The sequence below is a fragment of the Bacteroides salyersiae genome (assembly GCF_031172035.1).
Lineage (GTDB): Bacteria > Bacteroidota > Bacteroidia > Bacteroidales > Bacteroidaceae > Bacteroides > Bacteroides salyersiae.
The window spans coordinates 3,611,036-3,624,816 of the sequence record NZ_CP133452.1 but is presented as its reverse complement, the minus strand read 5'-3'; the positions used below and the strand labels follow the sequence as shown (position 1 = coordinate 3,624,816).

Genomic DNA, 13,781 nt, shown 5'->3' with positions numbered 1-13,781 from the left:
TTATTGCTTTCACTTATTATCAATCGCGACGAAAGATATCACGCGTATATACCTTGTCTTCCACATCACTCAAACAATCGTCAAAGCGATTGGCAATGATTGCATTCGAAAGGACTTTGAACTCATCAAGTTTTTTGATGACACGAGAACCAAAGAATAAGTCGCCATCGTTGAAAGTGGGTTCGTAGATGATGACATTGGCACCCTTTGCCTTGATTCGCTTCATGATACCTTGAATAGCTGACTGGCGGAAGTTATCTGAGTTACTCTTCATCGTCAGTCGATACACGCCGATAGTAACGGATTCTTTCTGACCATCATATTGGTTCTGAGTACTATAGTCATACCATCCTGCTTTACGGAGAACGGCATCGGCAATATAGTCCTTACGGGTGCGGTTAGACTCAACGATAGCAGTCATCATATTCTGGGGCACATCTTGATAATTGGCCAGAAGCTGCTTGGTGTCCTTGGGTAGACAGTAACCTCCGTAACCGAAACTGGGGTTGTTGTAGTGAGTACCGATACGTGGGTCGAGGCCTACACCAGAGATGATTGCCTGAGGGTCGAGCCCCTTGATCTCAGCATAGGTATCGAGCTCATTGAAATAGCTGACACGAAGGGCGAGATAGGTGTTGGCGAAGAGCTTGACGGCCTCGGCTTCCTTCAGGCCCATGAAGAGTGTGGGAATGTATTTGGTTTCCTTGTATTGCTCCATTATGGGATTGTCGGCTGAGAGACCCTCTGCACCCTCTATGAGGAGCTTTGCGAAAGTCTCGGCAGCTTCCTGCATGTGATTACCTTGAATCTGACGGATGGCTTCATTCTCTTCTTCCCACTCTGCCCCCATCATCTTGGGATAACCTACGATAATACGTGAGGGGTATAAGTTATCATAGAGAGCCTTGCTTTCGCGAAGGAACTCGGGAGAGAAGAGCAGACGGAACTCACGACGACGGCCATTTGGCAAAGGTTCCATCTTAGTGAACTTCTGTGCATACTTCACATAGAGTGAACGACAATAGCCAACCGGTATCGTTGACTTGATAACCATCGTTGCCTCGGGATTAACAGAAAGAACGAGATCAATGACATCCTCAATGTGATGAGTGTCGAAGAAGTTCTTGACAGGATCGTAGTTGGTAGGAGCTGCGATGACTACATAATCTGCATCCTTGTAAGCAGATACTCCATCGAGGGTAGCAGAAAGGTTCAATTCCTTCTCTCCAAAAAATTTCTCGATATACTCATCCTGAATAGGCGAGATGCGATTGTTAATCTTCTCAACCTTCTCGGGAATCACGTCTACAGCTGTTACTTTATGATGTTGAGCCAGAAGAGTGGCCATACTCAAACCCACATAGCCGGTACCTGCTACGGCAATCTGTAAATTTTTGAAATCTCTCATATTTTGATTAGTTCTCTAAGGTTTATTTTTCAATTGCTTCTTTGATGCACTCAACAATGTATCTCACATCGTCATCGGTAACATATGGACCTGAAGGTAAACAGAAACCAACCTTGAAAATTTCCTCAGACACGCCATTAACATAAGCCACAGCATCAGCATAAACTGGCTGCTTGTGCATGGGTTTCCAAACAGGACGCCACTCTACCTTTTTCTCAAGCATAAATACACGGAGGGCTTCTACATTCTCGTTAGGTTGGCAATCAGTTATGGCACTATCAACAGCCTTGATGACACCGGCAGCTCCGCCTACGGCAGTCTTTATGACTTCCTTATAAGCATTCTCCTGTCCCTTGACCTCAACATCGGTATCGATAGTAGCAGCACAGAGCCAGAAGTTAGCATCGTAGCGAGGATCAGCAGGCTGTTTGTGGATATGTATGCCAGGAATATCTTTCAAGAGTTCCTCATAAAGCGACTGGACATGCTTGTGGTGGGCAATATGATCATCGAGAACGGTCATCTGACCACGGCCGATACCTGCACATACGTTTGACATGCGATAGTTGTAACCAATCTCTGTATGCTGATAGTAAGGATAAGCGTCACGGGCCTGGGTTGCGTGCCACATGACGTTGTTGGCATCCTCGTCATTACGGCAGATGAGGGCTCCACCGCCAGAGGTGGTTATCATCTTGTTACCATTGAAAGATAGTACACCGAAACGGCCGAAGGTACCAAGTACCTGTCCGTTGAAGCGTGAGCCCATACCTTCGGCTGCATCTTCGATGACGGGAATGCCGTACTTGTCGGCAATGGCCATGATCTTCTCGCAGTCGTAGGGCATACCATAGAGTGCTACAGGAATGATTGCCTTAGGATATTTTCCTGTCTTCTCTTTGCGATCGAGGATAGCCTTTTCAAGGAGTTCGGGATCCATATTCCATGTCTCACGCTCTGAATCTATGAAGACAGGCTTAGCGCCAAGATAGGTGATTGGATGTGAAGAAGCGCAGAAAGTGAATGACTGTACACATACTTCATCGCCTGGCTGAACTCCACAGGCTATCAGGGCAAGGTGTACAGCTGCTGTTCCTGCGGAGAGACACACAACCTTACGGTCGAGCTTACTGCCATCGCTATTAGTATTGGCAAAGTCGGCGAGGTTCTGTTCAAAGGCATTCACATTAGGTCCTATTGGTACTACCCAATTGGTATCAAACGCCTCCTTTACATATTTCTGTTCAAGACCTTCCTCTGACATGTGAGCCAAGCAAAGATATATGGTTTTTCTTTCTTCCATAAATTATATATTATTTCTGATTATTTTTATTTGTTTATTCTCTTCTGATATGAAGCTCTATAGCTTCCTTGTGTTCTGAAAGGAACTGTCTTGCATCCGATACTACGATAGCCACCACCAGCACTAAGCATCTTCCATGCTAGAATATCTTCCATAGCACTATACATGTCAATAGTCTATTGTTTCAAAAGACGGGAGAAAAGATTCTTCAAACTTTTACGCTTTCTGTTATGACTATGACTCTCGTTTCCATAACCATAACCATAACCATAGCCATAACCGTAGCCATAGCCGTAACCATAACCATAGCCTCTACGTTCCGAAGGAACACCATTCAATATCACAGACAAATTACGCAACTGCTCCTGACGATACATGGTCTCCAATTCAGGTAACTGACGACGATCCATTACTCCTGAACGGATTACGAAAATAGTAAGATCTGCCACACGATTAACAATGGAAGCATCGGCTACCATACCAGCAGGAACATTATCGACAATGACATAATCATAACGTTTACGAAGTTCCGCTATCAAGCGATCGAAGCGCTCACTCAACAGCAATTCGGCTGGATTAGGAGGAACAGGACCGGAGAAAATGACATCCAATTTATCATACTCCTCACTCCTGCCAACGATATCATCCAACTTATCCGTACTTCCCGAAAGATAATGTGTCAGTCCCATACGGTTGGAAGAATTAGAGAAAATACCACTCAAGGTACCTTTACGGATATCAACGTCAAGCAGAACAACCTTCTTGTTCGTCTGGGCAATACTCATAGCAAGATTACTTGATACAAACGTCTTACCTGCACCCGGATTGGCAGAAGTAAACATAACCACCTGTAACTTTTCAGACTTCACACGCATAAAGTCCATGTTTGTACGGATGATACGGAAAGCTTCAGAAACCGAATCACGACTGTTTTCACGGACAACAATACCATCCGAATCCTCACCCTTATTACTACCATGACGGGGAATATTGCCTAAAAAAGGAATAGTTAAAACTTCATCCAACTCTTTACGGGTACGAACTTTGGTATCCGTCACATTCAACAACCAGAATACTCCCATAGGAATAGCTAATCCTAAAACAATGGAAGCCAAGAAAATTGTCATTGTTTTAGGCGCTACCGGAGCACTGCTACCCGAAGCAGAATCGATGATACGGGCATTACTCTCCGTAATAGCCTGAGTCAAGGCATTCTCTTCACGCTTATTCAACAAGTAAAGATAAAGTTCCTCCTTGATCTTCTGCTGACGTTCCACTGTAAGTACATATTTCTGTTGGGCAGGCACAGCCTCAATACGTTTCGATGTCTGTTCTTCCTGTTCACGGATATTCTTCAACTGGATATTCAGACCTACAATCAAATTATCCACCGAACGAATAATCGTCTGCTTCATAGCACTCAAAGAATTATTCAAATCCATCACAATCGGATTCTTACTGCTGCTACCTACCACCAATTTGTCACGTTTCAAAAGGATATCATTGTATTCCTTAATCTGAGATTCGACACTGTTATCTGATATACCGGTATTAGCAGGAATTAAATCCGAATTCTTTTGAGGATCCGTCAGATATTCCTTAATATATCTGACAATACTCAACTGATTTTCCAAACTGAGTCCCTCCTGTTGATAACGACTCGTATTGGCAAGATACATACCCGTCTCGGAAGTAATGTCAGTCAGTTGATTCTCGCGCTTAAAATTTTCAATATTAGCATCCACACTACCCAATTCACGTTCAATAATAATCAGACGTTCATTGATAAACTTAGAAGTATTCACGGCTATCTGGTTCTTGTCATTAATAACGTCTTCATTATAAACAGCAATAAGCATATTGAGAATATCTTCTGCACGGGCAATAGACACGTCATCCAAAACCAAATTAATAATAGTGGCCGTTTTACTGGCAAGGGAGACTTTCAACTTATTACGGTAACTTTCGACAACGCTCTCCATGTTGAATTTGACCACATTTACAGACCTACCATAAAATACATCTGTATAATACAATGTGGGTGTAATCACCATCGGACCAATCGGTGTAGAAACCGTATCATTCAGACGTACATCCAAAACCTCTTCCGAATGAACTTCTCCACCGCCTACAGCTAAAGAAAAACCGGAAAGACGTACCATTATGGAATCAACAGGGGTAACCACTACTCTTATAACCTGACGTTCCTCCGCCTCCGGAAAAGAAACTGTTACCGGAGCATGGGTGTAAAGCTCATCATTACGCAGGCCATTCTTCACCTTATAACTCATATCCAAATGTAAACGGTGGGCAACTTCTTCCATCAGATGACGGGATTGAAAAACAAGTACTTCATTGTCCACATTACGTTTACCCCCAAAAAGAGACAAATCGGAAAAAGCAGCAGACTCACTCATTCCACCACCCTTAGAGTCATCGCGAATCAAAACGGACGCCTTACGGCTGTATACTTTGGAAGAAGATTTCAAATAAAAGAAAGCTACCCCACCACAGACCAAAACAGACAACACAAACCAATACCAATTAACTAATATAAGATGAAAAATATCAGTGATATTAATTTCTGACTCCTGTTTACGGATATCATTATTTTTATATTCAGCGCTCATTATCTTTTGTTATCTGATTTATTTAAACATAGTTACCATTAAAGAAGTAATGGAAGCCAATACTGAAACAGCAGACAACCAAACACCTACAGAATTATTGGAGTTAATACGACTCTGGCCTGTCTTGGCTTTATTAGGCTCCACGTATACAATATCATTCTGCTGTAAATAGTAACAAGGAGACTGAAAAATGTCAGAAGAACGAAGGTCGTGATACAAGATACGACGTTTACCATCTTTTTCCCGAATAACGGCTACACGGTCGCGACGACCATAAATGGTCAAATCACCAGCCATACTCAAAGCTTCCAACAGCGTTATTCTATCACCGGAAATGTCAAATGTACCCGGACGAGCCACTTCACCCATTACAGAAACTTTAAAGTTCAGAAATTGGACAGTAACAATAGGATCCTTAATCAAATCCTCTTCCATTAATTTCTGTTTTATCAATTCTGTCACTTGCATGCGAGTCAAACCTTCTACATGAAGTTTCCCTAAAATAGGAAAATCAATGTCCCCATTCTGATCGACAAGATAACCTAACAAACGCTGCTGAGCTGTTGTCTGAGCACCTATCTGATAAGTAACTAACGGCATATTGAACGGTAACGCCAATTCCGGATCTTTACTATTCACTAAAATGGCCAATAAATCGTCCTTATGGATAATTACCTCATAGTTCTTATCAATAACCTCCTCTTTCAAAGAAGTAATATCCTGTAGATAAAGTACCTCTTTCGGAGCAGAACAAGATACCAACAAAGCGGTCAATCCTAACAATAAATAATATTTTAATTGCATATTCGTTAAATTACTTTTTTATTTTCCTTTGTTTTAATTAATCACCTTATCCCAGTTATTCCTCTACCTCTTCCCACGGATAGGGATTTGCCTCCATACTATCCAGTAGACCGGCTATTTCCTGTTCTTCAGCTGTCAACTCTCTCCCACCCCAACTTTTCAGAATATCATGGGCTTCACGAGACAAAGCGTCGTCATACACTTCCCCATAACAATAAGTCAGCAGGCGAAGCTTCTGTAAAGAAACAGGCAGGTGCGGCAGAACCTTCCAACAACAATCAAGAACCTGCTGAATATGTTCCTGCTTATTGCTATCACCGTATATAGTAGCATTATACCCCATTAATAGAGCCAGACAAACTTCCGCATCCTCTTCCGGCATAAGAGAGCCCGCTGTATTCCAAAGAGAATACAAGGTATCACTAAGGGTGAGAACCGTACGATTTTGTCTGCAAAAATCATCAGAATAGAGAGATGCGTCTTCCTCAAAAAACAGTAATTGGTGGGCCAAACGCTGAAGCTCCAAAGCTTTCGTTGTGAATGATTCCATTATAATAATTTGATATTTTTATTCGATTGGTTTCAAATAACTTTTGGGTATTTTGATATTGGCGGTCAAAACACCCTGAATATGAATAATGACATAAGTTTTATTGGCTTCAATACCGACCTTACCTTCGATACCTGCAAATTCACCTTTCACGACTTTTACTTTACTGCCGACAACAAGAGCGCTATTATCAAAACTGACGCCGTCGGGAGAAAGATCCAACACAAAACGGAAGTCATCCATCTGCTTGTCCGGAACAACAAGCATGTTGCCGGTAAAGAGATCTTTCATATAAAAAAGCGGGATACTATACTGATTAGCCAAATCAATAGCTGTCTGCTTGGTACACTGTATAAAGATTAAATTTTTAATAAGAGGTATTTCTACCTTTTTTCGGCGATATTTCAGCTGCCTGACTACAATTCGAGTGGGAAGATAGTATTCCACATCAAGCACATTTTCTGTCCTCAATTTTTCAATCCAACTACGAACTAAAAATTCTTGTTTATCTCTAACACGAGCAGCAAACCATTTCTTTTGTATATCAGACACTTATTATAGTTTAGTAAAAGATTAAAACCAGAATTTTGGGTGCGCTTCGCGGTTTGAACGAGACATTTTTCTCAATCAAACCGTAACTAATTCCGAAATATTTTTTATTGAACGAAACAATGATAAAACTGAAAAAGTGTTTCAATAGACGTTCGTTTAATTGAACACCTTTTTTACACATCATATATAAGGAAGTATTTCATAAAAGTATACATGCAAAATCTCAGTTCTATTTTCTTAATATACGTCTATTAATCAATCTGTTAAACATCACAAAACAAACAAAATATCATTTTTTATAATAAACATTTTGCCATTATAAAAATACCATCTATCTTTGCGTTCAATTAAACGAACGTCTATTGAAACACTTTTTTATTTCATCATATCACATTGTACTTCAATTGAATACTACTCCAAACACCATCTTTTCATTATATTCTTCGCCATTCATTTATCTTTATTCAAATTACTTTATTACTTTTGACGTTTTTAAATATTTTAACCATTAACAAAACAAGAACAGAGATCATGAACAAAAAAGAAAGACAAAAGAATGTGATGAAAATACTTATGAAAGCAAGTCAACAAAACCATTAAATACTAATAACCAAAGCATTAACAAACACAAACAGAAAGATAACAAAGAAGAGATAAAAGGTATTATTTCCAACCATGAAGACGTCATCAGATATTTAATTTCCATTTATTATCAAGGAAGCATGGGTAGAAATATCAAGACATCACAAGTCTCACTTGCACGATTTATAGCAAAGACGGAAATACTGGGATACATTGTGGATGGGAAGTACAAGCCACTAAATATCAGCTCCATTACAAACTACATCTCCACCATCATAAACGAAGACAGGAAAGTTAAAAAAAAGGCAAAGGAATAAAGAAAAAAACGAATGAAAAAAGACAGGCATTTTCTTAATCCGTTTCAGAGACGGACAGACGTATCTTTGCCACCGCCTAAAGCTGCATAGACGCAGCAAGGTATTCATCATTAAAAATTATATCATGAAAAATTTAACAAGGACGGTATCAGAGAGCGAAGCCATGAAACGGAAATGGGAAAAACGTATTATGCAGGAAAAGAACTATTCCGAAAATACCGCCAAATGGATGGCACAACATCTGGAAGCCCTATTGGACTACATGCAATACGGACATGCCGTCATCGCATTCTACAAACAAAACGGGAAGTTCAAATTCGTGAAAGCTACGCTAAGGTATTATGAAGCGGAATTTCACAAAAAATATAATCCCGCAAACGTGGAAGCCGCAGTAGTCTATTGGGATATAGATGAACAGGGATGGAGAACATTTCAAATGGAGAATTTTCTGGAATGGAGGGTAATGGGATAAGATGTTATGGCAATAGAATATATCGGAATCAATTACTTCCCGTTACTGACGGGATTTTTCCATTGCGACAAAATAGAACTGCTCACAGCAATATTCGGGATAAAAGGGCCGTATGCGGTGATCATGTTATTGTGCAAGATTTATACGGACGGATATTATATCCCTTGGGGAAAAGAACAGTGCATGATTTTTGCAAGAAAATTAGGACCGGAATACGACAAGGAAACTATGGGAGATATCGTAAATATGCTTGTGGAAAAAGAATTTTTCGACAAGGAGAGTTACGAAAAATATGAAATTCTGACTTCAACGGAAATCCAGAAGGTGTGGATGGAAGCTACAAGCCGGAGAAAGAGGGATTTAGCCAAGCTCCCGTACCTACTGATAGAGTGTACAGACAGCAAAAGCAACAACAAAAACAACAGCAAAAATGAATGCAAAAAACTGGACGATGCAGACAATATGCAAACAGAAATGAAGCTGAACACGGAAAATGCAGACAGTGTGCAGACAGAAACGGAGTTGAATGCAGAAAATGCAGACATTTTTCAACAAAGTAAAGTAAAGCAAAGTAAAGCAGAGAAAAGTAAAGAACTTCCCCCCTCTAATCCCCCCACGGGGGAGAAGGATGGATATGAGGATAATTATGCACTTCTGCCCTCGCCCCCGGACTATACCCTCGATGAACATACGCACAACTACTATGGACTGTTAGAGAACCTCAAATTGCACAAAGTGAAGGAGATCGCAGAAATTACAGCCATACTGAGACTGTCCGATTACGGCAGGAAAGGAACAGCCATATGGAAACTATTGGCAAAAACACACTGGAACAAAATTGAAGCACCGGGAAAATATATCATAAAAGTGCTTAGAAGTTCCTGATGGTCAGAAGCACAAAAATACCGGAAAAAGGCGTGCCGGAAGAAGAACAAACGGGACACAACCGATAATCGGCTATTCCGGCACGCCCATTTAAGTTGCCAAATCAGCAAGGATCAGTCAAGGATCCTTGCCATCCCGGCAAAACACATCATTTTACCATCAGTTATCAAAAAGCAAATAAACCACTGTATATCAACGTATCATATAAAAAAAACAGAAGCAAGAAAAGCTATTTTTCTCTTGACAAGAAATTAATATTAACATCTTGTTAAATACTATCTTTTATGATCAAAGAATGCATTCTTTTATACTCAAGATATGTATATCTTACACAGCAAAGACATACATCACGAAATCTTCATTAACATTGTTAAATTTACTAACGGGGGAAAAGCCTATCTTCTCATATATCCCCTACAGCATTTCCGCCAACTTCCAGGCTTGTATATGGCGTATACCTTCTTTTGACGGCAGCATCGTTTTGTCAAGAGATACCACCCACTTTTCATAATTATCCTGTATCGACTCCAGCGAAGCATACGAAGCCTGCATAGCTACCTCATTCTCCAAAGTAGAAACACACTGAATATAGATAATGCGATCGTCCTTGCGAGCCATAAAATCAATCACCTTATTGCGGTGTACACCTACATTAACCCGATATCCGGCGTGCTTCAATTCAAGACAGACATGATTCCTGAACTTCACCTCCCGTTCGCGGACAAAGAAAGGATAAAGATAATGCATAAAAGCCCAATCGTTGATATAGTAACGACAAGTGCCTAATACCACCTCTTTCGTGCGAACCTGGCAACGCTCCACGCGGTGGATAAGAAAAACATCTTCCAGATAACTGATATAATTGGCAATGGTATCGTAACTCGTCTTCCGTTTCTGCGCAGTGAAATGAGAAACGAGATTGGTGACCGATACCAACCCGGACAAATGCTCCACCAGATAAATAAGCGTATCTTCAAAAAGACGGGGATCTTTAATGCGGTAGCGCTTTACGACATCACGAAACAACGCGGTATCTTTGAGAGAGGAAACATAATTCCACTTTGACTCTTCCGACGGAAAAGCTGAAAGACGGGGCAAACCTCCCTGTTCCATATATGAAGCATAACTCTTATCCGAAACTTCTTCCGACTCCTTTTCGATATATTCGGCATAACTGAAAGGAAAGACCTCAAAACTGACATAGTGCCGGTCCGGGATTCCTTCGGTATCGCAAGGAATCATTCTTCTGTTCGAACCACTGATAAACAGTTCGCAACTATTGACGTAATCTTGTGAATGTGCACGGACAAACTCCTCCCAACCATCGATATTCTGTATTTCTTCAATGAATATATAGATCTTCCCCACGGGATGAAGCCGCTCACGATAGACGGAAAGAAGTTCTTCAAGCCCTTCACGTCCGGAAATGAACCCGGAATCGGTAAACGACCGGCTGATATACAACACGTTTCGCGCCGATACTCCTTCATCCAGCAAATGTACCATAATCTGACGCAACAAATAAGACTTGCCTGCACCACGCTGTCCGAACAACACCTTTATCAGTTTGTTGCCTATGTAGCCAAAGATACGGTTGGTATAGCTCTTACGGGCAAATCCTGTATCCGGAAACCGTCCGTCCCAATAATTGGAAAGAGTTAATTCATTAAAAGAATCATTCATATCAGAAAATATCTATATTAACAAACAATTATTCAAATAAAAATAAATATTACGAATTATATAATAGAATATTCATTTATATCTGAATAATATTCAGCAAATATATATTTTTTCTATCAAATCTAAAAGATTAATCTTAAAATTAATTTTCTATCCGAAAGAAAAGCCCGAATATTGCATCGGAATAATATCACAAATCAATAAACAATTATCTATCATGAAGAAAGCTCTTATTTCGGGAATCACCGGACAGGACGGTTCATTCCTCGCGGAATTTTTATTGCAAAAAGGTTATGAAGTACACGGAATCCTCCGCCGTTCTTCTTCATTCAATACCGGACGTATCGAACATCTCTATTTTGACGAATGGGTGCGCGACATGAAACAGAAACGTACGATCAATCTGCATTATGCCGATATGACGGATTCAAGTTCACTGATACGCGTGATTCAGATGGTGCAGCCCGATGAAATATACAACCTCGCTGCCCAAAGTCACGTAAAAGTTTCTTTCGACGTTCCTGAATATACGGCAGAAGCGGATGCCATCGGTACACTGCGTATGCTCGAAGCGGTGCGTATTTTAGGTTTGGAAAAGAAAACGCGTATCTATCAGGCTTCTACATCCGAGCTATATGGCAAGGTACAGGAAGTACCCCAGAGCGAAACGACTCCTTTCTATCCGCGCAGCCCTTATGCAGTGGCCAAACAGTACGGTTTCTGGATTACCAAGAACTATCGTGAAAGCTACGGTATGTTTGCCGTAAACGGTATCCTCTTCAATCATGAAAGCGAACGCCGTGGTGAAACATTCGTAACCCGTAAAATCACATTTGCCGCCGCACGCATCGTGCAAGGCGAGCAAGACAAACTTTATTTAGGAAACCTGGATGCCCGCCGCGACTGGGGATATGCCAAGGACTATGTGGAGTGCATGTGGCTCATCCTGCAACACGACGTTCCGGAAGATTTCGTTATCGCTACCGGAGAGATGCATACCGTACGTGAATTCTGTACGCTTGCTTTCGCCGAAGCCGGCATCAACCTGCGCTGGGAAGGCAAAGGACTGGACGAAAAAGGAATCGACACAGCTACCGGAAAGGTATTGGTAGAGGTTGATCCGAAATATTTCCGTCCGGCAGAAGTAGAACAGTTGTTGGGAAACCCCACCAAAGCAAAAACCGTATTGGGATGGGATCCTTGCAAAACTCCATTCCCGGAATTGGTGAAAATCATGGTGCGCCACGATATGAAGAAAGTACAAAAAATGATTGCAACTAAACAGGAATAAAACCGATGGATAAAAATGCAAAGATATATATAGCAGGACATCGCGGCCTCGTGGGTTCTGCTATCTGGAAAAACCTGCAAGAGAAAGGATACACCAACCTTGTAGGCCGTACTCACAAAGAGCTCGATCTGTTGGACGGAGCAGCCGTTCGCCGCTTCTTTGATGAAGAACAACCGGAATATGTATTTCTGGCTGCTGCTTTCGTAGGCGGTATCATGGCCAATAGCATCTATCGTGCCGATTTTATCTACAAAAACTTGCAAATACAGCAGAACGTGATCGGCGAAAGTTTCCGTCACCAAGTGAAAAAACTGCTTTTCTTAGGAAGCACCTGCATCTATCCGCGCGATGCGGAACAACCGATGAAAGAGGATGTGTTGCTGACTTCGCCATTGGAATATACCAATGAACCGTATGCCATCGCCAAGATCGCAGGACTGAAAATGTGTGAAAGCTTCAACCTGCAATACGGAACGAACTATATTGCCGTAATGCCCACCAACTTATACGGCCCGAACGATAACTTCGATCTGGAACGCAGCCACGTATTGCCCGCCATGATTCGCAAAATACATCTGGCTCACTGCCTGAAAGAAGATAACTGGGAGGCTGTCCGGAAAGACATGAATCTGCGCCCCGTAGAGGGTATCAGCGGAGAAAACTCCAAAGAAGAAATACTAACGATTCTGAAAAAGTACGGTATCAGCAATACGGAAGTATTATTGTGGGGAACCGGAACACCGCTACGCGAATTTCTTTGGAGCGAAGAAATGGCAGATGCCAGCGTATTCGTGATGGAACATATAGACTTCAAAGATACCTATCAAGAAGGAAGCAAAGATATCCGTAACTGCCACATCAACATCGGTACCGGCAAAGAAATAAGTATCCGTAACCTTGCCGAACTGATCGTAGAAACCGTAAGCTACAAAGGGAAACTCACCTTTGACAGTACTAAACCCGACGGAACCATGCGTAAACTTACCGACCCTTCCAAACTGCACCAATTAGGGTGGCACCATAAAATAGAAATAGAGGAAGGGGTGCGGAGGATGTATGAATGGTACTTGTTTAGTTGAAAATTGAAAGTCTTAATTTAGTTGAAAGGTGAAAGGTGAAAGGTGAAAATTAAAAGGCCTGTTTAGTTGAAAAATGAAAGTCTTAATTTAAAAGTTGATAGGCTGCATACAACGTTACAACAAATAGCGCAGCCCAACTTTCAACTCTCAACTTTCAACTTTCAACTAAATCAAGACTTTCAACTAAATCAAGACTTTCAATTTTCACCTTTCAACTAAATAAGT

11 protein-coding genes are annotated in these 13,781 nt (G+C 41.2%); 4 read left to right on the top strand and 7 right to left on the bottom strand.

Annotated features, from left to right (window positions below; genetic code table 11):
* Nucleotides 1–19 precede the first annotated feature (19 nt).
* From RB604_RS13425 to RB604_RS13400, 6 genes are all read right to left on the bottom strand, one after another.
* The gene (locus tag RB604_RS13425) at nt 20–1,408 is read right to left on the bottom strand and encodes a UDP binding domain-containing protein (protein ID WP_007480572.1); all 1,389 of its coding nucleotides are present in this window, start codon (nt 1,406–1,408) and stop codon (nt 20–22) included.
* A 22-nt stretch (nt 1,409–1,430) separates the two neighbouring features.
* Nucleotides 1,431–2,711, bottom strand: a complete 1,281-nt coding sequence (locus tag RB604_RS13420) for a DegT/DnrJ/EryC1/StrS family aminotransferase (RefSeq protein WP_007480570.1) — start codon at nt 2,709–2,711, stop codon at nt 1,431–1,433.
* A gap of 176 nt (nt 2,712–2,887) precedes the next feature.
* On the bottom strand, nt 2,888–5,341 hold the full coding sequence (locus tag RB604_RS13415) for a GumC family protein (RefSeq protein ID WP_122282047.1): 2,454 nt from the start codon (nt 5,339–5,341) through the stop codon (nt 2,888–2,890).
* Between the two features lie 18 nt (nt 5,342–5,359).
* Nucleotides 5,360–6,145: a polysaccharide biosynthesis/export family protein gene (locus RB604_RS13410; RefSeq protein WP_007480567.1), complete on the bottom strand. Its 786-nt coding sequence runs from the start codon at nt 6,143–6,145 to the stop codon at nt 5,360–5,362.
* A 55-nt stretch (nt 6,146–6,200) separates the two neighbouring features.
* A complete protein-coding gene (locus RB604_RS13405; protein ID WP_007480565.1) occupies nt 6,201–6,695 on the bottom strand; it encodes a UpxZ family transcription anti-terminator antagonist in 495 nt (164 codons plus the stop codon).
* A gap of 18 nt (nt 6,696–6,713) precedes the next feature.
* Nucleotides 6,714–7,247, bottom strand: a complete 534-nt coding sequence (locus RB604_RS13400) for a UpxY family transcription antiterminator (protein ID WP_005923082.1) — start codon at nt 7,245–7,247, stop codon at nt 6,714–6,716.
* Between the two features lie 1,023 nt (nt 7,248–8,270).
* Here RB604_RS13400 and RB604_RS13395 point away from each other — a divergent pair.
* Nucleotides 8,271–8,618: an SH3 beta-barrel fold-containing protein gene (locus tag RB604_RS13395; protein ID WP_005923085.1), complete on the top strand. Its 348-nt coding sequence runs from the start codon at nt 8,271–8,273 to the stop codon at nt 8,616–8,618.
* 6 nt (nt 8,619–8,624) lie between these two features.
* The gene (locus tag RB604_RS13390; protein WP_007480563.1) at nt 8,625–9,503 is read left to right on the top strand and encodes a DUF4373 domain-containing protein; all 879 of its coding nucleotides are present in this window, start codon (nt 8,625–8,627) and stop codon (nt 9,501–9,503) included.
* Nucleotides 9,504–9,917: 414 nt separating this feature from the next.
* Here RB604_RS13390 and RB604_RS13385 read toward each other — a convergent pair whose 3' ends face one another.
* Entirely contained in the window at nt 9,918–11,186 is a 1,269-nt protein-coding gene (locus RB604_RS13385; protein ID WP_005923092.1) for an ATP-binding protein, read from the bottom strand.
* 217 nt (nt 11,187–11,403) lie between these two features.
* Between RB604_RS13385 and gmd the strand changes: the two genes are divergently transcribed.
* Nucleotides 11,404–12,477 (top strand): GDP-mannose 4,6-dehydratase, encoded by a 1,074-nt coding sequence (gene gmd / locus RB604_RS13380; RefSeq protein WP_005923095.1) that lies wholly within the window; start codon nt 11,404–11,406, stop codon nt 12,475–12,477.
* A 5-nt stretch (nt 12,478–12,482) separates the two neighbouring features.
* Nucleotides 12,483–13,556: a GDP-L-fucose synthase family protein gene (locus RB604_RS13375; RefSeq protein ID WP_007480558.1), complete on the top strand. Its 1,074-nt coding sequence runs from the start codon at nt 12,483–12,485 to the stop codon at nt 13,554–13,556.
* The last annotated feature ends 225 nt before the right edge of the window (nt 13,557–13,781 follow it).

Coding starts and splice junctions, on each gene's coding strand:
- RB604_RS13425 (WP_007480572.1), bottom strand. CDS start 1,408: ATGAGAGATTTCAAAAATTTACAGATTGCCGTAGCAGGTACCGGCTAT.
- RB604_RS13420 (WP_007480570.1), bottom strand. CDS start 2,711: ATGGAAGAAAGAAAAACCATATATCTTTGCTTGGCTCACATGTCAGAG.
- RB604_RS13415 (WP_122282047.1), bottom strand. CDS start 5,341: ATGAGCGCTGAATATAAAAATAATGATATCCGTAAACAGGAGTCAGAA.
- RB604_RS13410 (WP_007480567.1), bottom strand. CDS start 6,145: ATGCAATTAAAATATTATTTATTGTTAGGATTGACCGCTTTGTTGGTA.
- RB604_RS13405 (WP_007480565.1), bottom strand. CDS start 6,695: ATGGAATCATTCACAACGAAAGCTTTGGAGCTTCAGCGTTTGGCCCAC.
- RB604_RS13395 (WP_005923085.1), top strand. CDS start 8,271: ATGAAAAATTTAACAAGGACGGTATCAGAGAGCGAAGCCATGAAACGG.
- RB604_RS13390 (WP_007480563.1), top strand. CDS start 8,625: ATGGCAATAGAATATATCGGAATCAATTACTTCCCGTTACTGACGGGA.
- RB604_RS13385 (WP_005923092.1), bottom strand. CDS start 11,186: ATGAATGATTCTTTTAATGAATTAACTCTTTCCAATTATTGGGACGGA.
- gmd (WP_005923095.1), top strand. CDS start 11,404: ATGAAGAAAGCTCTTATTTCGGGAATCACCGGACAGGACGGTTCATTC.
- RB604_RS13375 (WP_007480558.1), top strand. CDS start 12,483: ATGGATAAAAATGCAAAGATATATATAGCAGGACATCGCGGCCTCGTG.